21 protein-coding genes, 1 CRISPR repeat array and 1 riboswitch are annotated in these 24,732 nt (G+C 50.1%); of the genes, 7 read left to right on the top strand and 14 right to left on the bottom strand.

The genetic code is table 11. The features are described 5' to 3' along the window. Positions 1-53: 53 nt before the first annotated feature. Positions 54-1,188: direct repeats of the CRISPR family, unit length 29 nt; unit sequence GTTTTAGCAGCCAAATATGGGATTTAAAG. Positions 1,189-1,222: 34 nt separating this feature from the next. From C5O22_RS05250 to C5O22_RS05240, 3 genes are all read left to right on the top strand, one after another. Continuing rightward, the gene (locus C5O22_RS05250; RefSeq protein ID WP_165910412.1) at positions 1,223-2,218 is read left to right on the top strand and encodes a phage minor head protein; all 996 of its coding nucleotides are present in this window, start codon (positions 1,223-1,225) and stop codon (positions 2,216-2,218) included. A 599-nt stretch (positions 2,219-2,817) separates the two neighbouring features. After that, on the top strand, positions 2,818-3,636 hold the full coding sequence (locus tag C5O22_RS05245; RefSeq protein ID WP_132780143.1) for a hypothetical protein: 819 nt from the start codon (positions 2,818-2,820) through the stop codon (positions 3,634-3,636). A 174-nt stretch (positions 3,637-3,810) separates the two neighbouring features. Beyond that, on the top strand, positions 3,811-5,055 hold the full coding sequence (locus C5O22_RS05240) for a lysophospholipid acyltransferase family protein (RefSeq protein WP_165910411.1): 1,245 nt from the start codon (positions 3,811-3,813) through the stop codon (positions 5,053-5,055). Positions 5,056-5,130: 75 nt separating this feature from the next. Here the strand turns inward: C5O22_RS05240 and C5O22_RS05235 are convergent, their stop codons facing one another. From C5O22_RS05235 to C5O22_RS05170, 14 genes are all read right to left on the bottom strand, one after another. Then, entirely contained in the window at positions 5,131-6,537 is a 1,407-nt protein-coding gene (locus tag C5O22_RS05235) for a sodium/glutamate symporter family protein (RefSeq protein ID WP_132780141.1), read from the bottom strand. 54 nt (positions 6,538-6,591) lie between these two features. Then, positions 6,592-8,244, bottom strand: coding sequence for a bifunctional phosphoribosylaminoimidazolecarboxamide formyltransferase/IMP cyclohydrolase (gene purH, locus C5O22_RS05230; protein ID WP_132780140.1), 1,653 nt, complete (start codon positions 8,242-8,244; stop codon positions 6,592-6,594). Next, the gene (gene purN, locus C5O22_RS05225) at positions 8,241-8,861 is read right to left on the bottom strand and encodes a phosphoribosylglycinamide formyltransferase (RefSeq protein ID WP_165910410.1); all 621 of its coding nucleotides are present in this window, start codon (positions 8,859-8,861) and stop codon (positions 8,241-8,243) included. Before purN ends, purH begins: the two co-directional genes overlap by 4 nt. Positions 8,862-9,080: 219 nt before the next feature. Beyond that, positions 9,081-10,277 carry a phosphoribosylformylglycinamidine cyclo-ligase gene (gene purM, locus C5O22_RS05220; RefSeq protein ID WP_132780139.1) on the bottom strand — a complete coding sequence of 399 codons (1,197 nt, stop codon included), beginning with the start codon at positions 10,275-10,277 and terminating at the stop codon, positions 9,081-9,083. A 67-nt stretch (positions 10,278-10,344) separates the two neighbouring features. After that, complete coding sequence (gene purF / locus C5O22_RS05215) at positions 10,345-11,748, bottom strand: amidophosphoribosyltransferase (RefSeq protein WP_132780138.1); 1,404 nt, start codon at positions 11,746-11,748, stop codon at positions 10,345-10,347. An 8-nt stretch (positions 11,749-11,756) separates the two neighbouring features. Next, complete coding sequence (purC, locus tag C5O22_RS05210) at positions 11,757-12,482, bottom strand: phosphoribosylaminoimidazolesuccinocarboxamide synthase (RefSeq protein ID WP_132780137.1); 726 nt, start codon at positions 12,480-12,482, stop codon at positions 11,757-11,759. 251 nt (positions 12,483-12,733) lie between these two features. Further along, positions 12,734-12,835, bottom strand: a riboswitch (purine riboswitch). 205 nt (positions 12,836-13,040) lie between these two features. Then, positions 13,041-13,646 (bottom strand): GNAT family N-acetyltransferase, encoded by a 606-nt coding sequence (locus C5O22_RS05205; RefSeq protein WP_132780136.1) that lies wholly within the window; start codon positions 13,644-13,646, stop codon positions 13,041-13,043. Positions 13,647-13,659: 13 nt separating this feature from the next. Continuing rightward, complete coding sequence (locus tag C5O22_RS05200) at positions 13,660-14,514, bottom strand: TIGR00282 family metallophosphoesterase (RefSeq protein WP_132780135.1); 855 nt, start codon at positions 14,512-14,514, stop codon at positions 13,660-13,662. Next, complete coding sequence (rny, locus tag C5O22_RS05195) at positions 14,504-16,027, bottom strand: ribonuclease Y (protein ID WP_132780134.1); 1,524 nt, start codon at positions 16,025-16,027, stop codon at positions 14,504-14,506. The genes C5O22_RS05200 and rny overlap by 11 nt, the downstream gene beginning before the upstream one ends. 148 nt (positions 16,028-16,175) lie before the next feature. Next, positions 16,176-16,907: an LPS export ABC transporter ATP-binding protein gene (lptB, locus tag C5O22_RS05190; RefSeq protein WP_132780162.1), complete on the bottom strand. Its 732-nt coding sequence runs from the start codon at positions 16,905-16,907 to the stop codon at positions 16,176-16,178. 115 nt (positions 16,908-17,022) lie between these two features. Then, positions 17,023-17,745 carry an LptA/OstA family protein gene (locus C5O22_RS05185; protein ID WP_132780133.1) on the bottom strand — a complete coding sequence of 241 codons (723 nt, stop codon included), beginning with the start codon at positions 17,743-17,745 and terminating at the stop codon, positions 17,023-17,025. Between the two features lie 184 nt (positions 17,746-17,929). Continuing rightward, positions 17,930-18,685: an LptA/OstA family protein gene (locus C5O22_RS05180; protein WP_132780132.1), complete on the bottom strand. Its 756-nt coding sequence runs from the start codon at positions 18,683-18,685 to the stop codon at positions 17,930-17,932. Beyond that, positions 18,686-20,320 (bottom strand): CTP synthase, encoded by a 1,635-nt coding sequence (gene pyrG / locus C5O22_RS05175; protein ID WP_132780131.1) that lies wholly within the window; start codon positions 20,318-20,320, stop codon positions 18,686-18,688. It abuts the gene before it with no gap. Between the two features lie 174 nt (positions 20,321-20,494). Next, on the bottom strand, positions 20,495-20,980 hold the full coding sequence (locus tag C5O22_RS05170; RefSeq protein ID WP_132780130.1) for a bifunctional nuclease family protein: 486 nt from the start codon (positions 20,978-20,980) through the stop codon (positions 20,495-20,497). A 64-nt stretch (positions 20,981-21,044) separates the two neighbouring features. Between C5O22_RS05170 and C5O22_RS05165 the strand changes: the two genes are divergently transcribed. From C5O22_RS05165 to C5O22_RS05150, 4 genes are all read left to right on the top strand, one after another. After that, positions 21,045-21,860 carry a CheR family methyltransferase gene (locus C5O22_RS05165; protein WP_132780129.1) on the top strand — a complete coding sequence of 272 codons (816 nt, stop codon included), beginning with the start codon at positions 21,045-21,047 and terminating at the stop codon, positions 21,858-21,860. A 60-nt stretch (positions 21,861-21,920) separates the two neighbouring features. Next, complete coding sequence (locus C5O22_RS05160; RefSeq protein ID WP_243692872.1) at positions 21,921-22,997, top strand: protein-glutamate methylesterase/protein-glutamine glutaminase; 1,077 nt, start codon at positions 21,921-21,923, stop codon at positions 22,995-22,997. 147 nt (positions 22,998-23,144) lie between these two features. Continuing rightward, positions 23,145-23,996: a biosynthetic peptidoglycan transglycosylase gene (locus C5O22_RS05155; protein ID WP_132780127.1), complete on the top strand. Its 852-nt coding sequence runs from the start codon at positions 23,145-23,147 to the stop codon at positions 23,994-23,996. Between the two features lie 204 nt (positions 23,997-24,200). Continuing rightward, positions 24,201-24,731, top strand: a complete 531-nt coding sequence (locus C5O22_RS05150; RefSeq protein WP_132780126.1) for a tetratricopeptide repeat protein — start codon at positions 24,201-24,203, stop codon at positions 24,729-24,731. Position 24,732 lies beyond the last annotated feature (1 nt).

Here is a 24,732-nt window from a genome sequence, read left to right as displayed (position 1 = left end):
AAATATGGGATTTAAAGTTATAGTTCTTATACAATAAGTTTTGGAATAAAAAGGTTTTAGCAGCCAAATATGGGATTTAAAGAGGGATGATGGAAAAGACTTCAGAGACTACCTCCGGGTTTTAGCAGCCAAATATGGGATTTAAAGAGAGATTGTTTATTTACTAATCCTTTTGCTCCTCGAGTTTTAGCAGCCAAATATGGGATTTAAAGACTTTTTCAAAAGTAACAGCGAGCGAATTTCAAGGGGTTTTAGCAGCCAAATATGGGATTTAAAGCTGAAAAACCATTTCGATTTTATCATGGAAAAATTAGTTTTAGCAGCCAAATATGGGATTTAAAGACATCCTTCCGAATGCAATAAAACGAGGGTCGGTCTGTTTTAGCAGCCAAATATGGGATTTAAAGAACATGATTTAAATCATCCTGCAACACAAGAGTTTAGTTTTAGCAGCCAAATATGGGATTTAAAGTCTTTAAAATAATCCACAGCTCCCCTAACCATCCATGGTTTTAGCAGCCAAATATGGGATTTAAAGCTTATTACGGTTTTTGCTGGTGACACATTTGTAGACGTTTTAGCAGCCAAATATGGGATTTAAAGTGTAGATGCTACCATTACCGCCTGCGCAGCGTCTGAGTTTTAGCAGCCAAATATGGGATTTAAAGGTGGTCAAAGTCCGCAGGAAGATGGCCATACTTTGGTTTTAGCAGCCAAATATGGGATTTAAAGTCTTTACAACGGCAAAATCTATATGCCTAGAGACGGGTTTTAGCAGCCAAATATGGGATTTAAAGGTGCAATAATAAGAATTTTTGAACTTGCTGGAAAATAGTTTTAGCAGCCAAATATGGGATTTAAAGCTGAAGCGTTGTACGAACTGGCTAGAACAAACAACGGTTTTAGCAGCCAAATATGGGATTTAAAGATATCTTGGAACTTAGTATACAATGTGTATAAGAACGTTTTAGCAGCCAAATATGGGATTTAAAGTGTAGTAGCGGGAGTAGGCGGCTTTGGAGCGATAATGTTTTAGCAGCCAAATATGGGATTTAAAGTATCCACCACGTATTCTAGAAAAAGAAGGATTATCCGTTTTAGCAGCCAAATATGGGATTTAAAGAGAACTGGCAGAGTTTCTTGTTCTCCGTGACGCTTTGTTTTAGCAGCCAAATATGGGATTTAAAGTCTGGAGCCAAAGCTTGCCTTCCGTGCCTTCACTTTGGCAAAACTTACCCAGTGCGACTACATCGAAGCGGTCCGTGGCCGGCTTGTCACGGCCCTAGAGAAAGGGGAAGGCTTTGAACAGCTCTGGAACGATATAAAGGGAATCGCCGAATCGGATGGGGCGACCATCAAACCTGGCTACTGGGAAACGGTGTATCGAACCAATATCCAGACATCCTACAACGCCGGGCGCCGGATGCAGTTTGACCGCTCTCCTCCCGCAGCGCTTGCCCTTATGGTGCTCGAAGATGAGCGTACGAGCGATATTTGCCGACCCCTTGCCGGGCTTGTGCTCCCCTATGACCATCCATTCTGGGAAGACCACTGGCCGCCATTTCACTTCAACTGCCGCACCACCGTGCGGGGTATTTATGAAGATGAAGCGGGCCGCGTCACTTCGGAAAACGTCTCTATGAAAAAGCTTCGGAAAGAATTCCACCCCCAAAGCGGGTTTGGGCAGAATCCGATCAAAAGTGGGACCTTTTACGAACTGACCGACGAAATGGCTAAGCGAGCTTTGCATTATGGGATCATGAAGGACCTGAAAGACTTTGCGGATCATGCGGGGTTTAAAAGCGTGCGGCTATATAATCCGGATTCGCTCGATGGGTTTAAGGAAATTCGGGCTTACTCAAATGGCGGGAAAATATATAAACATGAAAGCTATGGGGAAAAACAGTTACCGGAAGAACGTGTTGCGGAAGATTTGGCAGGATCCGGAAAGACGGTGAAGCTTTTGCCAAGAAGTAATCTGCTTTTAAGCCCCGACTTATGGATAGATGGCGAGATTTGGGAAGTGAAGACCGCAAAAGGAACTGAAAATAGTATTAAAGAAGCATTCAAAAAAAAGCAGGCGGATAAGATTGTTCTGGTCGTTCCTCGGGATAGTCTTGATACGGCTTTAGCTATAGCTCATAAAAAAGCGAATAGTGGATTTTACCAAAAAATATTGATACTGGCAGGAGAAATACAGCGGATGATCACCAAATAAAATACAAGGGGCATACTGTACGTATGCCCCAGGCTCGGTGAGTGCCGCTGGACGCACCTACCATAATAAAATATCGGTCAATTGTACCGATTTGTCAATAGCATCGGGAAACATCGATAGTTGTTTCACGGACCAATTAAAAATACCCCCATTCGAACGAAATTCTAACAGCTAAAATCAATCGAATAGGCAGGGGGAGTATAATTTCACCTCTCTGCAAAATCACCCCCTTTTTTGGCCGTTTTTTGCGTTGCGCCTGTTTTAAGCTGCATCCCGCGAGAACCGTATACACTCCTTTTAGCGCCCCGCACGCCAGGTGTGAGCCCCTTCGGATGGGCGATGGCACCCATCGATTTGCTCGAAGAGCTTGTTCAGAGTCTTCCCCTACCGGTGTAGAAAGGGCGGCTTGCTTTATTGGACCCCGAACCGAAGCCTATCGATCTTCGGGGCCTTATCAAACACATATAAGAGGGAAGAATCCTTAAAACCTATGATACGCAGAAACGGTCTCGGTATGCCCATTTTTTACCTATCTCTATTATTTGTGATGAACCTTAGCGCTCAAGATATTCCCTTACCAAGATATTCCCTTACTCAAGGTGAATGAAACCTTCATTCTTAGGGCTGCCTCTGAAATCGTTCCCGAAGGGAAGTATCCTACCATCGGAAGCGGTTACTACACCACCGTGTATCGCATCGCCCTTGAGAAGGGCCGGAAATACACCATGCGTTCTGTCTGGAAAACCGAAGGGCGAGAACCCCGGCTTATTATGATTCTTGGATACGACCCCACCCTCAAAGCCCGGCCTTCTCGTTCGGGGGTTACTTCGAGCATTGTTCTTAACACATCGGGAAGTTCTGCGGGGGAATTTAAAGACTGGACAAGCTTTACGGTAAGCGAAAAAAGCGAGGGAAACTTTGCCTGGATTGTTTACGCAGCCAAGAAACCGGGAGAATCAACGACCGTATTTTTCGCTGATCCGGCGGATCCTGATGATTTTGTAAAGGGATCGGAAAAGGGCTTTACCCGAGGCCAGGTATGGTCTACTCCACTGTATCTTGAGCGGGATCCAGAGACCACCGTGCCTGCCCTTGGGAATCTGGTTTTAGCCCTCGGCAGTGATCCTATGGGTTTCGCCATTAGGCCTTCACTGCGTTTTCCTGCCTCGACCAGCACTATCTATGCGGTGTTTGGTGTTAATGGCATCTCTGGTTCACCAAAGCTTTCTGTATCGGTTATGGAGCTTACTTCGGGGAAAATTATCCTTCAGAGCAAAGTTGTAGCTTCCGTATCGGGTGATGTGGGTGACATCCCTATCATATCTCCTTCTGGATCCTGGCGTCCTGGTTGGTACAAAGTAACGATTGGCTTGGGGCCAACAGAGCGACATGAAATTTACTTCTTAGCGGTGGAGTAGGGCTGCTCAGCTCACATCCGGACCGCCAGTCTAGTTTTGGCGTTACGGCCGGCGTTGTAACCGGTGCCCGATTGGAACCGTGGCCGACGCCGTTCAGCCCAGTTCCATTATGCCGGAAGTTTACCCCCTGTGAGAGCCCTCCCCAAATCATAAAAAATGCTCCATACTAAATCTATGGAGCATGGGAAAAGACGGCGGAAGAACCTGACCAACCTGCGATGGTTCAACCGCCTTTTAAAATGGACCTTCGGTAGATGGCTCAAACGGGTGTACCGGATAGAAGTTCGCGGCCTTGAGATTTTTCAAACCCTGCGGCCACCGTATATCATCGTAGCCAACCATGTCAGTACCCGGGACCCCTTCTGGATTTCGGCTTTTGTGCCCGGTCCCATCTTCTGGGTAGGCAGCGACAGTAACATGCGGTCCAGCCTCATGCGGTGGCTTTTAAAGCTTGTCGGCACCATTCCCAAGGCCAAGGTCATACCCGACATAGAAACCGTAAACGATATTGTGCAGGTGGTCCGTCGCCAGAAAGGTATAATCGGCCTTTTCCCTGAGGGAGCCCAAAGCTGGAACGGCTCGACCCTGCCCCTGGTTCCATCGACCGCCAAACTGCTCAAGCTCCTTAAGGTTCCTGTGGTGCGGGTACTCGTTCGGGGCGGCTATTTCGCGCTCCCCCGCTGGACCTGGAAACGGAGGCGCGGAACGGTGATTCTGGATTTTTCGCTTTTGTTCACACCCGAATACCTCAGCACCACACCGGTAGAGTCGCTGTCCCTCGATTTGGACCAGGCCTTAAACCACGACGAGTTTTCCGATTCCTATCTTGCGGGGAAGCCTTATCGCAGCCCCCGTCGGGCCGAACATCTTGAACTGTCGCTGTACCTGTGCTCTAACTGCGAATCCTTTGGCTCCCTGAGGAGCCGGGGCAACCGTCTTTTCTGTAGCGCCTGCGGGGCCTTCTGGAAACTCGATTGCTTTTATCAACTCCAGCCCCAATCGGCGCCGTACCGCAGTTTTACCAGGATTCCCGAATGGGATGCCTGGCAAGCCCAGACGGTACAAGAGAAAGCCAGACGAGCAACCGCGGAAGCCCCCAACCATCCTATCGTTTCTGATATGGGGGTCCTTTTACTTCAGGGACGCAGAGCAAATCCCCTCCGCCGCATCCGCACGGGGACCCTGATACTGTTCCCCGACAGGCTGGAACTCGCAACCCTTTCGGGCGAACGGCTCCAGTTCCCCCTACATACCCTGGAGGGTATTACGGTGCTAAAGCGGCAGCTTTTAGAATTTTACCAGGGCCGCACGTTGTACCAGGTTCGCTTCCCCTTCCGGTACATGTCGGCCCGCAAATGGCAGGACCTTATGCTGGCTCTCCAGGATTACCAGACCTCAAAAGGGGGCCCCCAGAGCTAAAGGATCGCAGAGAAAGGGCACAATTCCTTATTAAAACCGCACCCCAAAACCCCGCCCGCAGAGCCTCAGTCAGCCCTACTCCGTAAACCACCAGGACGCAGGTTGTGCCAGGGTTTTCCGCCCAGCCAGTATACCATAGGTAACGAGCACGTATACCAGATAGAGAAACGCGATTCCCATCATGATCCAGAAGGGCACCATGGTACCCTGCACCGCCGCCTGGGCAGGAAGATTGATTGCCAGGATAAACGGTATGGCAAGGAGAAAGGTAAGTCCCGCCGAAAGCATATAATCCGAGGCAACCTTGGTTTTGAATTCCGGGTCAATGACTCTAAGCAATGCAAGCCCTGTGGAAAGGGTCCCCGTGGAGACCCCATATATCATGAGCATCCGTTCAAATTGGTAATCCCGGAACATCCGGGAACAGAACCAGGGCACAATGATCGTGGTCATGATCCCGCAGAGGGTAGACATGAGCAGTATGGGGAACCAGAATGTGGTGACAAACACCAAAGAAATCGCCGCAATAGAGCCGGCCACCATAAAGTCCACAGAAAAACCGGAAATGCGGGAGAGGGTTTCGTTATCCAGAAGGTGATCTACCCTTATCGCTTCGATTATTTTCCGCATGATGATAGCGGTAATCGATGAAAAAATAAAATTGATGCCCCACAGGTTAACCGCCAAATCCCGGCCCGCTTTCCCGAGCAATGACAGGCCCATGGTAATAGCAGAAAGTAAGAGAAAGGACAGAAAATAGGTGAGCAACACTGCGGCACTATGGAAACTAAAGGAGTCGATAGCCTCGTTGTCCGTGGTAAGACGGGCACCTACGGGCTTTTCTTCCTCACGAGCAACGATGCCGGTGAGCATTGTTCTATTTTGCATGCTCGAAAGGAGTTCGCTTTTAAGCCAGCCCTTTTTAAGTCCATGGTTGATAAGATACACTCCGCCAAAACTAGCCCAGAGGTATCCAATGGCCGCGAAGGTAAGCCCGATGCTGGAGGCCCCGCTAAACCCCATGGTTTCCCAGCCCTTGCCGATCGCGAAGGCCTGGCCGGGGCCTAAGGCAAAGCCCAGGGGTAGAAAGAGCCCAAAGGCAGGAAACATCTTTGGCAAGAAAAAGAGGGTAAGAGCCAGGCCAAGCAGCGCCTGGGTCGCATACCCCAAAAGAATCCCGGTAGACATGCCAAGTACACCCCCGCCTTTGTGGCCCTTAATTTTGGGAGACGAAGCTCGGAGGCTCATGGAGATAAAGGAAATATTCAGGAGATGGTACACCAGTTCACCGAGCTTGTTCTGATCATACCCTAAGAAAGGAAAAAGATAGTTGTACACCGGCAATAGAAGAAAACCCGCCGTAAGGGCATTAGGAATAAGATACTTCTGGAAAAACTGCAGCCGGGCTCTGAGAAAGGTGGCCACCACAAGGGCTATCGAGATTGCCCCCGCATCAATTACGGGTTTCCATGAAAAATCCATATCTTACCCCTCACCGTGGGTCTCTCCCTATGGGAAAAGGGCCCATCCTTAAGTTTAATGCTTAAAATGTCGGGTTCCGGTAAAGACCATGGCGATACCGAGTCGGTTTGCCGCTTCGATGGATTCCTTATCCCGGATAGAACCACCCGGTTGAATAATACTCCGGATACCCGCTGCTGCCGCCGCTTCCACCACATCCGCAAAGGGGAAAAAGGCATCAGAGGCAAGCACCCGGGGTTTTTCAGGAGTGGCGAACAGGGACTTCCCTAAAAGTATCCCTTCCGCATCGGCCGCTACCGCCTGGGCTCCCCTCTCCAGGGCCTGCTGGGCCGCCCAGATACGGTTTGTCTGCCCGCCGCCGACTCCCACAGCGGCCCCTTCTTTAACCACCACGATGGCATTCGATTTTACAAAGGTTACCGCCCGCATACCAAACAGAAGATCCGGAATATCTTCAGAGGGAATGGGCCGCTCGGTCACCACTTCCCATTTTTCGAGAAGCCGATTATCCCGGGACTGAACCAGAAGCCCCCCATCCACCGAAATAACCTCTTCCTTATCCTGGGGCGGTAAGGTTGCTCGAATAAGGCGAAGATTCTTTTTAGCCTTAAATACTTCCAGCGCCTCGGGACTAAAGTCAGGGGCTATCACAATTTCCAGGAAAAGTTCCGCCAACTTAGCCGCGGTGGCCCCATCTATCTGGGTCGTGCAGGCCACAATTCCCCCAAAAATAGACACGGGATCACAGAGGAAGGCCTTCTCGTAGGCTTCAAGAAGGGTCTTCCCCAGACCGATTCCACAGGGGGTGTTATGCTTCACCGCCACACAGACACATTCGCCCCGGTTCTGCATAAAGGTAGCGGCCCCCGCCCCTCCATATGCCAGCGCCTCATCAGCAGCCCCAAAAGGAGAATGCCCCAAAGCAGGAACCCCAAAGGCACAGGCGGCCTTCCACGCCAGGTCCATGTCCCGGATGTTGTTGTAACTGAGTTCTTTTCCCTGAAGTTGTTCCATCCCATGAAACGCCCCCTTTCGATCGGTCGCAATATAGAGGGCCCCCCTTTGATGGGCGTTTTCGCCATAGCGGAGTTCCTGCTTCTTTTCAAGACTCATGGACCAGTAGCGGGGGGCCTCCTCTTCCAGCAAATAGCGGGAAATCGCCGCATCGTAGGCACTGGTAAGGTTAAACACCTTACCCGCAAGATATTTGCGGAACTCAAGGGGCACATTCCCTTGTCGCAGATGTTCCATCAGGGCCGGATAGTCCGCCGGATCGGTAAGCACCAGCACATCCTGAAAATTCTTTGCCGCCGACCGGAGCATGGTAGGCCCCCCAATATCAATAAACTCCACTGTTTCTTCCAGGGAAAGCCCGGCCTGTACTTTTTCAAAAAAGGGATAGAGGTTAACACACACCAGGTCGATGGGCTGAATTCCCAGGCGCTGGATAGTTTCCATGTGTTCCTTTTCGCTACGACGGGCCAGGAGTCCCCCGTGAATCGCCGGATGCAAGGTCTTAACCCGGCCATCCAGACATTCAGGAAAACCCGTAACCTGGGACACATCGGTAATGGGAAGACCGTTCTCCTTTAAATAGCGGGCAGTGCCGCCGGTAGAAAGAATCTCCCAATCCTGTTCATGAAGAAAGCGGGCAAGATCGATAATTCCTTCTTTATAAAACACACTGATAAGGGCACGGCGTTTCATGGATGCTCCTTTACAAGACGTTGTACTGCCTCTACTAAGGCGATATGTTCTTCCTGATGAATCCGTTCAGCCAGACGTTCCGGGGTATCTCCCGCGAGAACCGGCACCCGGCGCTGCAAAATAATGGGCCCCGTGTCGGTTCCTTCATCGACAAAATGAACCGTACAACCCGACTCGGTTTCCCCCGCGGCAAGGACCGCTTCGTGGACCCGCTGACCATACATACCGGGCCCACCATACTTGGGGAGCAACGAAGGATGCAGGTTGATAATCCGTCCCCGGTACTCTTGGAGGATGGGCCCCCGCAAAATCGAAAGGAACCCTGCAAGCACTATGTAGTGCACCTGCCACTCCCGGGCCCGTCCTAGAATCCGGTTTGAAAGTTCAAGGCGGCGATCATCCTTTGGAAGATCCCGGCGGGGTTCTTCCACCAGGGTAGGCTTCCCTGCCTTCCTTGCCCGTTCCAGAGCATAGACCCCTGGCCTGTCAGAAATCACTCCCACGATAAAGCCTTTTCCTAAGAGCCCCGCCGATTCGGCGTCCAACAGGGCCTGAAGGTTACTCCCATTCCCCGAAACAAGGACCAGAATGTTGATTCCCTCCGTACGGGCGCTCATAGAAGAAAGCCCCCTGTCAGCCGAAGGCCGGAAAAACTACCTGCCCCCCTTCGGCTCCCCTCCTGCACAAGAAAGGAACACTCCCCGACGGAAGGCAAGAGGCCCCTGCGGAAGTTCCTTAACGAAAAGTTCTCCCCCTGTTGCAACAGGCATTCAAATCGCCAGGATTCCTGGGTATATCGACCCTTCAAGCCTCGCGATTTCCTCAGAAAAAAGACCTTAGGGGCGAACAAGGACTACCTCCCCAAGGCCGGGATTCTTTCCCCCCCGCACTATCTTTTTTCCTGCTTCCCTCGAAGAAACCCCGGAAGTTCCTGTCAAGGCGTTCTCATCAAGTGGATAGGGACCTACCTCTCCAATAATGTAGGCGGGATAGCCCATACTATCCAGGAATTCCACAGCCTGTTCCCCATCATTCTTAGAAACCGCAAGCACAAGGCCGATTCCCATGTTAAAGGTGTTAAACATTTTTTGTTTTATCTGCTCATCCTGGAAAAGAATTTCCTTGCCCGCCGTTTCTCGCGAACCCGCATCTTTCCCAGTTCCACCACCAGCCACTCCATAGGCAATCCGATAAAAAACAGGCGGAATGGGCCAGCTATCTTCGTAGATAAGGGCCGTCTGGGGCCGGGCAAACATCCGGGGGATGTTTTCGTAAAAACCACCGCCGGTAATATGGGCCATCCCTTTTATGAGGATTTTTTCCATCAAGGCCAGGATAGGTTGTACGTATATTCGGGTCGGCTCCAGCAACACGTAGCCGATAGGCATGCCTCCAAAATCTTCCTGCAAATCGGGAATAACCTTACGAATCAGGCTGTAACCATTCGAATGGGGCCCTGAAGAAGCAAGGCCTATCAAAAGATCGCCCTTTTCAATATGCTGGCCGTTGATTATTTTTTTTCGATCCACAATTCCTACCGCAAAGCCCGCAATGTCATACTTGCCAATGTCATAGAAACCGGGCATTTCGGCAGTCTCCCCTCCCAAAAGGACACAACCCGCCTCAGCACAGCCCCGGGCCACACCCTTTACCAAATCTGCGGCCACATCCGCATCAAGCTTTCCACAGGCAAGGTAATCCAGAAAGAACAGCGGCCGGGCACCATGACAGAGAATATCGTTGACACACATGGCCACACAATCGATGCCCACCGTATCGTACTTTTGAAGGCGGAAAGCGATATCCAATTTTGTGCCAACCCCATCGGTCCCGGAAACCAGGACAGGGTCCTCCATTCCTTCGCCCGCCGCAATAAGTTCTCTAAGAGAGAGCATGCCCGCAAAACTACCAATTTCGTTGATAACCGAGCGGCCCACGATATTTTCTTGCATGGTTCCCCGGGCAAGGTCCTTGTATTTTTCTACCGCCCGATAGCCTTCTTCAATGTCTACCCCTGCTTCTTTGTAATCCATTCTGCATCCTTATTCTATAAACTGGAATACCCCGCTTTCTGTAGGTATTCTTGTGCTGGCCGTATCTTTATAGGTCATTCTGTTTGGCTAAACCCACCTCGCCCGGAGTTGGCAGAGGATACTCTCCGGTAAAACAGCCAAGGCAATATCCCCCCTGATGGTTCAGGGCCTCCAACAATCCTTCGGTAGAAAGAAAAGCAAGGCTGTCGGCGCCAATCGCTTCACAGATGGCTTTGATATTATTGGCACTACCGATAAGTTCCTTTCGATGGGGGGTATCGATGCCAAAATAACAGGGAAATCGCACCGGCGGAGAACAGACCCGGAAGTGCACTTCCTTTGCTCCCGCCCGCCGTAAAAGGCTAACAAGCCTTCGGCTGGTGGTCCCCCGCACGATGGAATCATCGATGATTACTACCCGTTTACCCGCCACTTCACTCTTTATGACGTTCAATTTTACTGATACCGCCCGTTCTCGCTCATCCTGACGAGGAGCGATAAAGGTACGCCCCACATACTTACTTTTTACAATTCCCAGTCCAAAGGGTGTTCCAGTGGCCCGGCCATAGCCAATGGCAGCGGGGATTCCCGAATCGGGAACCCCAATAACAAGGTCCGCCACCACCGCCGACTCCCGCCCCAGGATTTCCCCTGCCCGTATACGAGACTGGTACACATCGATCCCGTCGATACGGCTATCGGGTCGGGCAAAATAAATGAATTCAAAGGCGCAGACCGCCCGGGCGGTTTTTTCTCCATACCGGAACGACAGAACCCCATGTTCGTCTATGATAACGATTTCTCCCGGCTCAATGTCTCGGACAAATTCACCCCCCACCGCATCGATAGCGCAGGATTCACTGGCGAGTATCCAGCCCTTTTCTATTTTCCCGAGACAGAGGGGACGAATCCCATGGGGGTCCCGGGCTCCCACCAGGGCCTTTTCGGTCAGGACCACCAGAGCATAGGACCCTTTGATAAATTGAATCGTGTCGGTCAGGGCCTTTTCGAGCCCCTTTTTGTAATTTTTGGCAATCAGGTTGATAATAACTTCACTATCACTCGACGAAACAAACCCTACCCCGGCATCTTCTAAGAGTTCCCGCACCACATCCGCATTGGTCAGGTTCCCGTTATGGGCTACCGCAATAGAACCAAGCTTGAAACGGCTTACAAAGGGCTGGGCGTTTTCTATGGTGCTGGAACCAGCGGTGGAATAGCGGACATGCCCGATAGCTATGGGACCAGACAGTTGAGCCAGGGTAGCAGGATCGAACACATCCCCCACCAGCCCCATCCCTTTTCGGGCTTCTATGGTGCCATCCCGGGCAACGGCGATACCCGCGCTTTCCTGTCCCCGGTGCTGTAAAGAAAAAAGACCATAGTAGACCAAGGGCACCACATTAATTTCGGGGTCACTACTGTAAACACCAAAGACTCCACATTCTTCCCGAAGCTTATCCGTTTCCATAGCAGTCCTCACTGGGTTACGCGGCGCACTATTTCTTCATAAGCTTCTTTCACATTTCCCAGGTCCCGTCTAAAACGGTCCTTGTCAAGTTTTTCGTTGGTTTTAGCATCCCAGAAGCGACAGGTATCAGGGGAAATTTCGTCTGCCAGCACGAGTTCTCCTTCTGACGTTTTTCCAAACTCTAGTTTGAAATCGATAAGTTTTATGTTCCGCTCAAGGAAAAAACTCTTAAGCACTTCGTTAACACGGCCAGCAAGGCGATAAATTTCTTCCAGTTCGTCAAAGGTACTGATGCCGATAGCCACCGCATGGTAATCGTTAATAAGGGGGTCCCCCAGGGCATCGTTTTTATAGGAGATTTCAAAAACCGTGGTCTTCAACTCCATTCCTTCGGGGATACCCAGCCGCTTGGACATAGAACCGGCCGCCACATTGCGCACAATAACTTCGAGGGGGATAATGGTAACCTTTTTACACAGCATGTCCCGTTCATTCAACTGGGAAACAAAATGGGAAGGGATCCCTTTGTTTTTTAAAAGAGTAAACAGGGCTGAGGCAATCCGGTTATTCAGAATTCCCTTATCTTCTATCTGGGCCCGTTTTTCTCCATTAAAGGCCGTAGCATCATCTTTGTAATGAATGATAACAAGGCTGGGGTCGTTGGTGGCAAAGACCTTTTTGGCCTTTCCTTCGTACAGTTCAGCCCCCCGGACAATCTGGCTTGGATCAAGCATAGGATATCTCCTTGCAGAACGGATCTGCCAATAAAAGCCGATCGGCCCGTCTATACCGGGAGAGGCGGGACTGCTCAATGCTTCCGGAACTGCCAATAGCAGGGCACCTTCCTTTTGAGGGGGTCTTCTCTTCCCTGTAACGCCGCCGCCTGCTCAGTTCCTCAAAACGCAATTCATTTTTTATAATACGGCAACGCTCTTCATCAAAAAAAGTACGGCGGCCCTTGAGAAACCCCTTGCACGTGGTTCCGAAAGTACTTCGTCTGGTCCATAGTCAGGAAGTTTACGGCTCCCTGGTAGAAACGCCCCGACCGTATTACGGGGTATATATGAACCGACGGCTTATGGTCTGTGAAAGGAAGCTATCACGAATGGGCCTTGCTGAGCAAGGGGGAAAGAGTGGTAAGCTCGACTATCACTCTTTGCCCCTACCTCGTTACAAGAGGACCACCACATTGGCGCTCTTAAAGATACAGCGGAACCGGGTACGTGTGGTGGCCTTTGTTAACTGATTCAGGGAAAAGTCAGTTTTTGTATCAATCACAAAGGGATCTTTCTCTACAGCCTTTTTCCAAACACGATTCCCCAGCTTTCCCGGGAAATTTCTTCCATGCCATAACGGCGATAAAAGGCAATGCCCCCTTCATTCGCAGCACTGACCCCAAGATGGAAGCCCCGGCACCCCTTTTGAATAAAGCGCTCACCCATAGTATCCATCAACTTTCTTCCCCAGCCAGCCCCCTGGGCCTCCGGCAACAAATCGATATGGATATGTCCTGGGTAGGCCTCTGCCCAGGCGGGGCATTCCAGAGGCTCTGCAAACAGGGCCCGTATATGAGCCTCCGTGGGGCTTTTACAACCTTCGTTCCCCCTGTACAAGAGTTCCGCCCCAGGCCGCCAGTACCGGTTAAACCACTCGGTATACGCCGCCGTATCGGAGGTCCCTAGAATGTAGCCAAGGGGGCGCCGCAGGCCCCGATAATCCCCTTCCAGGATAAAGACACAGTCCTTTTCAAAAAATGCGTAGGGGGCTGCATAAAACTGGCCAAGCACATAGGGATCATAAAAGAGCTCTGTTGCATCTTTGCCATTATCGCCTGTCTTAAGGCAGATTTCGTAGAGGTAGGGGAGGTCTGTTTCTCGATATTCCCGGATACACATCATGACTCTTTAAAGATTATACCGAAAAACGTTCTATGGAAAGGGCAGAACCATCGTCGGGACTCAATTCCACACACACTCCCTGCAGGAAAGGCTCTCCTTTTGCAAGTTCCATTTTATGGGGAATTTGGGTGCGATTTCGTTCTAAACATACCGCCGCATCCATCCCAATCACACTTTCAATGACGCCGCACATGCCTGCATCGGTGATATAGGCGGTAGAACGAAAAGCGCTTTGCTGAGGGTGGGCGCAACCATTTTTATCAATCTTAGAAAAAGGTGTCAAAATCCGTTCGTCCGCGGTCTGCACATGGGTGTGGGTACCAACGAGGGCGCTTATTCGCCCGTTTCCGTAAAAGGCAAGGGCCTCTTTTTCCTGATTCGACTCGGCGTGAAAATCCACGATAATAATAGGAGTTCCCTTGCTCGATTGAGTTTGTTGGGTAATTTCTTCAATAATTCTATCAAGGGTGCGAAAGGGACAATCAATAGGTGTCATCTCTTCCCGGCCCTGCAAATTTATTACATAGATAGGATACTCCACACCAGGCACCCCCATGAACCCCCGGCCAGGGAGCCCCGGAGGATAATTGGCTGGCCGGATAACCCGGGGGGTGTTTTCCAGGACCGGCCAAAAATCCCGCTTTTCCCAGACATGGTTACCGGTGCTTACCACATCTACCCCACTGCTTAAAATGAGTTCCAGGGTATAGGCGGTAAGGCCAAAACCGCCCGCCGCATTTTCCCCATTGGCAATGACCACATCAGCCTGGTAGTGCTCCTTCAAGGCAGGAAGCTTTTGCTGGAGACCCTGGATCCCAGGGTCTCCCACAATATCGCCCAGGAAGAGACAACGGATGTTACCGGGCATACTCGACGATACGGGTTTCCCGGATAATCGTTACCTTAATCCGTCCCGGATATTGGAGTTCATTTTCTATCTTTTTGGCTATCTGTTTTGCCAGTTCCTTCGATTGTTCATCGTTCAGGGCCTCATTGTTCACCAAGATCCGCAGTTCCCGACCGGCCTGAATAGCAAAGGCCTTATCCACACCGCTAAAGCTTTCCGCAATTTGTTCCAGATTCTCGAGCCGCTTGATGTAATTATCCAGTGTTTCTCGACGGGCTCCCGGACGGGCCGCCGAAATGGCGTCCGCAATCTGAACAATGATAGATTCGATGCAGGAGGGTTCCACATCGTTGTGATGACTTCCGATAGCGTTGATTACCCGCGGATCCTCTCCAAACTTACGGGCGATATCCATTCCTATTTCGGCATGATTAAGGTCCGAATCGGTTTCTACCCCTTTACCAATATCGTGGAGCAGGGCTCCCCGTTTGGCAATTTCCCGGTTTGCGCCCAGCTCTGCCGCGAGCATTCCTGCAATAATCGCCACTTCCTTTGAATGGTACAGAACGTTCTGCCCATAACTCGTGCGGAAGTATAGCCGTCCCAGCGCTTTGATAGCCTCCTGGTTCATGTTATGGATGCCCAGGTCAAAGAGCACCTTTTCCCCTTCTTCAAAAATCTTCTGGGAAATTTCCCGGCTGACCTTCTGCACCACCTCTTCGATTCGGGCCGGATGAATTCGCCCATCGGCGATAAGGCGTTCGAGGGCTATTTTGGCAATCTCCCGTCGGACAGGATCAAAACAGGACACTACCACCGCTTCGGGCGTATCATCGATGATGATATCCACCCCCGTCAGGGTTTCCAGGGTCCGAATATTTCGCCCCTCCCGTCCAATGATACGGCCCTTCATTTCGTCATTGGGGAGCGATACGGTGGTTACCGTTACTTCGCCGGTTACTTCAGTAGCCAGGCGCTGCATGGTGGTAACCAGAATATCCCGGGCCCGTTTTTCTGCCGAGAGATTGGCCTCTTGTTCGATTTTGTTAATGATTACCTGAGCGTCCCTACGGGCTTCGTTTTCCAGGTTTGCAATAATAATTGCCTTGGCTTCTTCCCGAGAAAGGCCTGAAATGCGCTCCAGTTCGGCTCGATACCGTTCCTCCTGTTCGCTGATGACCTTTTCCCGCTCCTGTAATATCCGTTCCCGTTCAGCCAGGGCCTGCTCTACCTTCTCTATCTGGGCAATCTTTTTATCGATTGCCTCTTCTTTCTGCATGACACGACGTTCGTATCGTTGCAGTTCTACCCTGCGTTCCCGAGTCTCCCTTTCTTGCTGGTTCCGTTCGCGAATAAGTTGTTCTTTTGCTTCAAGAAGTATCTCCTTCTTTTTAGCCTCAGCTTCTTTTATCGCATCCTGTTTAATCCGCTCGGCCCGTTGTTCCGAGGCGGTTAATTGGTATCTGGCATACAGCCATCTTATGGTCCAGCCTAAGGTTAACCCGGCAAGAGGGAGGATTATATACAATCCCATACACTACCCCTTACCGTAAAATGTAACTTATTATGAAATTATAACAAACATACCGCAATTGTCAAGTAAATTAGACTGCATATTTTTGCGTTAGTTATGCATAAATATGCAGAAATTCAACAGAGATCCCGTAGCCTATTACCTGACATTACATACGGAATTCGCTGCCAAGATACACCTGTCGGGCCATCTCGTCCTGGAGAATTGTCTCCCGGTCTCCCTGGGCCACGATTTTCCCTTCATTGATAATAAAAGAGTGGGTGGTAATCTCCAGGGTATCCCGCACATTGTGATCCGTAATCAGAACTCCAATTCCCTTTTCTGCTAAACGGCGCACAATGTTTTTAATTTCGTACACCGCAATGGGATCGATGCCCGCAAAGGGTTCATCAAGGAGAAGGAATTTCGGGTCCGTCGCAAGGGAGCGGGCTATTTCCGTCCTTCGCCGTTCACCCCCCGAAAGGGTGTAACCGGCCTGTTTTCGCAGGTGGGCAATCCCAAATTCCTCGAGCAACTGTTCGGTCCGTTGTTTTTTTTCTTGCCGGGAAAGATCTCGACGGGTTTCCATAATGGCCCAGATGTTTTCTTCCACCGTCAATTTACGAAACACCGAGGCTTCCTGAGGAAGGTAGGATATTCCCGCCCGGGCCCGCCGATACATCGGCTCATGGGTGATGTCCTTTTTATCAAGCAGAACCTGGCCCTGGTTTGGCTTATAAAAGCCCACAATCATATAAAATACGGTGGTTTTCCCCGCCCCATTGGGACCAAGGAGCCCCGCCACTTCTCCGTTACGCATGGAAAAACTCACCCCCCGCACCACCTCTTTCCGACCAAACCGTTTGTGAAGATTAACAACTTCTAAACTGTAAGGGGGCATAGTATCTGGCTGGGTTTCTTGTTCGGTGACAGTCTCTGCGGAAGAAAAAGGTTGTTCGTTTGTATCCATCGTATTCACGTGTTATTATCCTATACTCTTTTTTCTGGATTCCCCGTTATTTCTTCGAAGTTCCCTGCTTTTCCCTGATAGTTCCCGATACGCTCCCTTCCATCACCACATCATTATTATCCAGGTTTACCCACATACGACGGGCCCGGAGTTCGTCTCCCTCCTTAAATACCACCGGAGACCCCTGCAGTTCCAGGCGTTTTTCCTTCTTCTGATACAAGGCATATTCCGCCCGACAAACCAGGGTGTCCTTAAAAATTCGCACCCCAACCTGCAGCATGGCCCGCTCAGCCGTATCATCATATTGAATAAAATGAGCCTTAATTATCACCCCATTATCTTTATCTTCTAAATAGGATTCGCCTTCCATTCGGGCTATTTTTTGTTCCCGGTCATACCACAGTGAAGAGGTAGTAAAGTAAATACCCTTCTTAGTATCGGTTCCTTTTACATTGCCACTACACTGGAGGTATCGATTATTTTTACCCGAAATTACAATCCGGTCGGCCTCTAATAAGAGGCTACTCGACCACACCCGGGCATTCCCGGAAAGGATGATCTGTTCAGAACCGGTGGCCCTGCTCCCCACCATCCCATCGGCCTTAAACTGAAAAACCTCCGCAAAGGAAGCATAGGCCCCTACCAACAACAAAAGGGCAAGCGCTCCCCGGAACCGCACAACAAAGGGAATCCGCGCGGGCCCGGTGCCCCTCTTTTTTCTCGCCCCTATTCTACTCCGCAAAAAGAAAAGGGTATTACCGGCCTTCATAGCGCTCCCTTCGGAGAAAGAGGACCAGCCCCATAGAAAAAAGTGGTCGCTACGGACCTTCCCGGCGTTCTCCCCCGACAAAGGGAGCCCTCCCGGCAGAAGAAACTTCGGGTCCTGGCCTTCATGACATTCCCTTCGGCAAAGAAAAACCTGCCCCGCGGCGAAAAGTACTCATCACAGGACTTCATGGTGCTTCCCCTGTCAGAGAAGTTTCTGCCCCTGGCGAAAGTTCACTAGAAGGAAGGGGCTCCGCTCGAGACGGGGCGGTGGATTTTTCCTGTCCCTCTGGATATATTCCCGCCACCTCTTTTTGAAAGGACCAGCTTTTCCGGCGCAGGTCCGCATAAAATCCTTTACCACTCATAATGGTGCCATCGGTCTTTTTAATAAGAAGGACCTCTTCCGGAGCGGTAAAGAGGAGCCGTCGCTGGTCATCCCAATATACATTCAAACCTTCGACCGTAAGCCCCTCTTTGGGGATTACTATCTGAAACCCTTCAGTAAAGGCTCCATTCCCCGAGGCGGTTTGCAATTGGACAAATCCGGCCCTCCCTGCTATTTCCTGCTCGTTTCCTGGGGCATCCCGTTTTTCAAAGGCCATCTGAGTAATATCCATGATACGCCGTTTTTCGTAGCGACGAACCTCTTCGGCCTGAAAGGAAAAAGCCTCTTTTCCGTCCCGTACCCGGCTGTAGGAGACCCCATTCATAATGAGATCGGGTTGTTCGGCCGTCTCTTCTCCGGTTACCTCCGCGTAATTGAAAGAACAGGCGCCACTTACCATGAGTAAAACAAACAAACAGGCGAGGAAGGTACATTTTTTTGCGGCGGTATTCCAGAGGGAATCGGGCCCCCATGGTGTTCGTCGCACCGTTGCCAATAAGGATCCTGCATCCCCTTTCTGGCACACTACACTGTGCAGAGCCCATCCCCCTTCCATTTATTTTCCTCGTCTTTCTTTAAAGTCCTTTGCGGCCGCAATAAAATCTCGAAACAGCGGATGAGGATCGGTTGGCCGGGACTTAAATTCGGGATGATATTGGACGCCCACCCCCCAGGGGTGTTCAGGCCATTCTACCGATTCCACCAGACTTCCATCAGGGGTAAGCCCGGCGATTTTCAGTCCCGATTCGGTCATTTCTTTTCGATATTGGTTGGCAAATTCATATCGATGCCGGTGTCGTTCCCAGATGTGCTTGGTCCCATAGGCCTTAAAAAGTTTGGAATCTTCCATGGCTATGGTTTCGCTTTTTCCAAGCCGCATGGTGCCCCCATAGTTTTTTACATCCACCTGTTCTTCCAGGAGACTTACCACAGGGTGCTTTGTTTCCTGATTAAATTCGGTGGAATCCGCATCGTTCCAGCCAAGAACATGGCGGCCCCATTCAATCACCATGATCTGCATACCCAGGCAGATACCAAAATAGGGAACCCTATTAAGACGGGCCCACCGGGCAGCCTGTACCATGCCGTTAATACCCCGCTGGCCAAAGCCTCCTGGCACGAGAATCCCATCTACCGGGCCTTCAGGATGTTTAGCCCCCAGGATCGTCTCCGGATCGCTTTCTCCTTCCAGCCGGGAAGAATCGATTTTAACCAGTTCCACCTCCACCCCATTGGCAAGGCCCGCATGGAACAAGGCTTCGTACACCGATTTATACGAATCATGGAGTTCCATGTATTTACCCACAATGCCAATACGGACCTTCCCTTTGCGGGCATTAAACTGTTCCATAACCCGCTTCCAGGGGCGCAAATCCGCATGACGGCTTTCCACCCCCAGTTTCTTAAGCACCACCAGGTCCAGTTTTTGTTCATAGAAGATGAGGGGAATCTCGTAAATCGTGGTATTCACATCGTAGGAAGTAAAAACCGCCTCGGTTTCCACATTCGTGAAAAGGGCTATTTTTCGTCGCGTTGCTTCATCCAGCAATACGGGGGCACGGCAGATAAGAATATCCGGCTGGATTCCCTGTTCTTGCATGGCCTTTACCGAATGCTGGGTGGGCTTTGTTTTGAGTTCCCCTCCGGCTACTTCAGGCAAAAGGGTAAGGTGCACCGAAAGGGCATTTATCTTTCCCAGTTCATGGATCATCTGTCGAGCCGTTTCCAGGAAAGGAATCGACTCAATATCCCCTACGGTACCACCGATTTCTACAATTACCACATCGACGTCAGGATCCTTTCCTACCGCATAAATTCGGCCCTTTATTTCATCGGTAATATGGGGAATTACCTGTACCGTACGACCAAGGAACCGTCCCTCCCGCTCCTTTCGAATAACTGCATCATACACCTGTCCCGTGGTAATCGAATTTGCCCGGGAAAGGGGGCTCGATGTAAAACGAGCGTAATTTCCCAGGTCCAGATCCGTCTCTGCCCCATCATCGGTTACGTAGACTTCCCCATGCTGGTAGGGACTCATGGTTCCGGCATCTACGTTAATGTAGGGATCACACTTGATCATCCGGACATTGAGTCCCCGGCATTCCAGCAGAGCCCCGAGAGAAGAGGCGGCCACCCCTTTCCCTAAACTGGAACATACCCCACCGGTCACGAAAATATACTTGTTCATGTATGGGCATTATTACGAGGGGCTTCCGTTTCGTCAACTAACAAAAAGCTGATGTGTGCCTTCGTGGAGAAGAGGGGGACCCATTCAAAAACAACAGCCAGAGCCGCCACCCCTCACAACACAACAACGAAGAGGAGTAGACAAGTTCCCCCATAAAAAGAAAACCCAAAGGGCTTACGAAACCCAGGAAACCGGCGGATGATCAAAAACAAGAACCTGCTGAAAAGAAAAACCCGCTTCCTGTTCTTTCTTATCCCTATCCGGCATATGGGCAAGAAGAGTTTCATCTACCATAATAGGAACCTTAAAGCGAATAGCCAGGGAAATGGCATCGGCGGGATTCATCTCAAGCCGATGGGACACAAACCGAGCATGATACTTTAAATATCCATAAAAATGGGTATCCCCATCCCCCCAGATATAGACATAATCAGCTTTATATCCATGATTTACAAAGAATTGAATAAAGGCATCGTGAATTCCCGGCTGGGGCCCCCGAATTCCCTCTGCCCCAAAAATAATACTGCTCGCCTCCGCATGATTTACCGGAAACGAGACTACTTTGCCGCTCTGGGGTTCCCGGAGCAACACAAAGGGTAATTCCCGTCTTTCTTCATAGGCAAGGCCTATTAATTCACAGGGAATAGATATTTTGCTCATATTTGTAGTATATCACGTCGAAATTCAATTGACAGCCTATATTTGCCTTTTTACACTTTATTTTATGAGTAGTTTTTTATCCGACGGAGATTTCGAGCTTTTTCGAAAACTCATCTATAATCAAAGTGGTATTCATTTCTCCGATACTAACCGGGCTATTCTTGAAAGCCGATTAAAGGAACAGTTACGCGAAAAGGGATTGAATGAAGTACGAGCCTATTATGACTTAGTTAGTAAAGATAAAGAAGAACTTAAACTCTTTCTGGACTCCATCACTACCAACCTTACCCGATTTTTTCGAAACCAGGCCCATTTCGACGCTCTGGAAAAATACGTGATCCCCGAGTTAATAAAGATCAAAAAACCTCTTAACGATTTTAAGATAAAGGTCTGGAGTGCCGGCTGTTCTACCGGTGAAGAGCCCTATACTATTGCAATGTTGATGAAAGAGACCCTTCCTTCGCCGTGGTTCGCCGAAATCGTGGCCAGCGATATCAGTCTTAAATCTCTTATGGTTGGGAAAGAGGGATTTTATGCGGATGCCCGTGTGGTAGGAGTCCCCGATCATTACCTAAAAAAGTATTTCACCCGGGTGGATGGGGGCTATCAGATCCGGGATGAGATTAAACAGATGATCCGCTTTGACTACCATAATCTTATGTACGACTCCGGACTCCGAAACATGGACGTGGTATTTTGTCGCAATGTGCTCATCTATTTTGATGAGGCCTCTCAAAAAGCTACCATAGAACGTTTCTGGGAAGCCATGGCGCCAAAGTCCTTTCTTTTCATCGGACACTCGGAGTCCCTTTTTGGCATGAACACCAAGTTTGAGTTTGTAAAGACCGAATGGGCTACATTCTATAGAAAATACATCTAAAGCAAGGAGTCCTGTGTGGCACACGAAATTGGGGTCCTAATTGTTGATGACTCCGCTTTGATGCGGAACCTCATAAGCCGGATGGTGGCAAGCAAGAGTGGCCTTGTGGTCATCGATAAGGCCATGAATGGCCTCTTCGCGCTTCAAAAACTAGAGCGGTGCACCCCCGATGTCATCGTTCTGGATCTCGAAATGCCCCAGATGAACGGCATTGAGTTCCTGAAAGAACGCCGAAGGCTGGGCATAGATATTCCCGTTATCATCCTTTCTTCCATAGCCCGTCGGGGTGCAGAAATCACCATGGAAGCCCTGGCTCTGGGGGCAAGCGACTTCATCATGAAGCCCTCGGACACCAATCCTGAAAATGTTCAACAGATCCGGGAACAGCTGGTAAACATGTTGTACGCCTATGGCTGTCAGTACCGGCAAAAAAAAGGGAAACCCCTCCCCACCGGCGAACCCCTTGCTCCTTCCGAAATACCAACGGCAATACCGGCAGAGGAACACAAAAAACCAGTACCACCGGTCACTAAAATAGTGCCCGAACGGAAACCGGGACCCATTGAAATCATTGCGATAGGGATTTCCACCGGCGGCCCCAACGCGCTGCGAGAGGTTTTTTCAAAGATCGATAGGGACTTGCCTGCCCCGATTGTGGTAGTTCAACACATGCCCGCCGGTTTTACCAGCGAATTTGCCAAAAGTCTGGATAGCATTTGCCCTCTGGAAGTAAAAGAAGCCCAGGACGGGGACATCATCCGCCCCGGAAGAATCCTCATCGCTCCGGGGGATCGTCATCTGGAAGTAGAAAAGCGGCCCCTTGCCACGGTGGCCCGTATCAGTGACAGTCCACCGGTAAATGGCCACCGTCCCTCAGCGGATGTTCTCTTTGCCTCGGTAGCCCGAGAATTTGGGAACCGCGCCATGGGGGTAATCATGACCGGGATGGGGCGGGATGGGGCCCGGGAGCTTGGTGAAATTCTGAGGGCCGGCGGGATTACCCTTGGGCAGGACGAGGCTTCATCAGTCGTGTATGGAATGCCCCGGGTAGCCTACGAATTGGGTCACGTTCAGGAGCAGGTAAGCCTGGCCAATATGGCGCATCGTATTAGTGCTCTTGCAAAAGAATATCAGTAATGTGATGATGGGGGCGAGCCGCACCAGGCGGCCACATAAGCATCAATTGCGTGCTATCCCACTTGTCGTGGCCCTATAAAACAATTAATTTCCCGACTGTTTTTCCCCTCTTGCCGCAGCCCTATCAAGATAGGGTATATTTTCTTTGTGCCACGGAAGAAAAATAAATCGCCAACAGAACCGTTCCTTTGTTTTACTGAAGAAGATCTGGAGCGAACAAAAACTGCAAGTCTTTTCTATATAAAAAAACACTACCGATGGTTGGCCCAACAAAGGAAATCCCACCAGAAAGTATCCCCTACCTCCCCTTCTCTCTGGGCGGCCAGGCTCATCAACCTTCTCAAGATAAGCATTAAATGGGTAGTTATCCTGCACGGAATTTTTATTCTTTCTACGTCCCTTTGTTTGGGCATATTCCGTTTTATAAATCCACCGGCCACAACGCTCATGTTATACCGGCGGGTAGTATACGGTTGGGAGATAAAAGCGCCTCGCTACTTACCACTTAACAAAATTCCTCGATACGTACGTAACATGGTAATTCGGGTAGAAGATGGGGAATTTTACAACCATCGGGGGATTTTACCTGCCGCGATAAAGAACGCCTATCGCCTGAATCAACAGATTGGAAGGCCCGTATATGGGGGAAGCACGATTACCATGCAAACCGCCCGGACCCTCTTTTTAATTCCCGAAAAATCCTATCTCCGAAAATACCTAGAAATAATCATAGCCCTGGAAATGGAACTGATATTATCGAAGGATCGGATCCTGGAACTGTACCTTAACTACGCTGAATGGGGAAAGGGTATCTTTGGTATAGAAGGGGCAGCCCGCTTTCATTACAACAAAGGGGTTCAATCCTTAACAACTAACCAGGCAATTCGATTAGTTACCCTTCTTTCCTCCCCTATTCGATATACTCCGCAAACCCTCACAAAGAACGGTATTCTTCGCAGTCGATACCAGTACCTGGTCCAAAGGTTTGAGTCCCCTTAAAGCCCCTCCCTGTAAAACCTGTGGGGCACACATAATAATGCTCTCGTGGCCACCTTTACCCAGCGCCAATTCCCCGGAACCTAATTTCTTGTTCCAGGCGCTGCTCCTTACATTCCAAAAATTCCGTATCCTGACGGGTATCAATGTTTTTTATTTTCGTGTAATGTAACGGGAATTGTCGTATATTTGTAATAGGAGGTACCCATGGAAACGGCAGCGATGTTGAATGATTCTGGCATTGCCCTTACCGAAGCAAATCGGGCACTCGATGCGATACCTCTGTTTCAAAAGGCCCTGGCCCTTGAGCCTGCGAATCCCCTCATATGGCTTAATCTTGGTATCGCCCAGCAACGGATAGGGGATTATGCAAACGCCCTGGAGAGTTTTAAACGCACCATCGAGCTCGATCCTTTTGTATCAGAGGCCTGGGCTTCCATGGGGCTTATCTGCTATGAGCTAGAACAATACGAAGAAGCGGAGACCCTGTACCGCAAAGCCCTGGAAATCGCTCCCCTGGCTCCCAAAACATGGAACAACTTTGGGGTATTATATTTTACCCAGGGGAACTATGAAGAAGCCCGTCGCTGTTTCGAAGAAGCACTCCGGCTTTTTCCCCTCTATTACGATGCCCTTTTCAATATCCGTGATACTTGCTATGAACTAGGGGATGAAAAGGCAGGCAAAGAATATGAACGGCGACTTACTGAACTGGGCCCTCTCCGGGATTACCGATAAC

Origin of the sequence: Treponema sp. J25 (genome assembly GCF_004343725.1) — a bacterium.
Taxonomy (GTDB): Bacteria; Spirochaetota; Spirochaetia; order Treponematales; family Breznakiellaceae; genus J25.
Note: the sequence above shows the minus strand (reverse complement) of the source record. Positions and strands in the feature narration are given on the sequence as shown.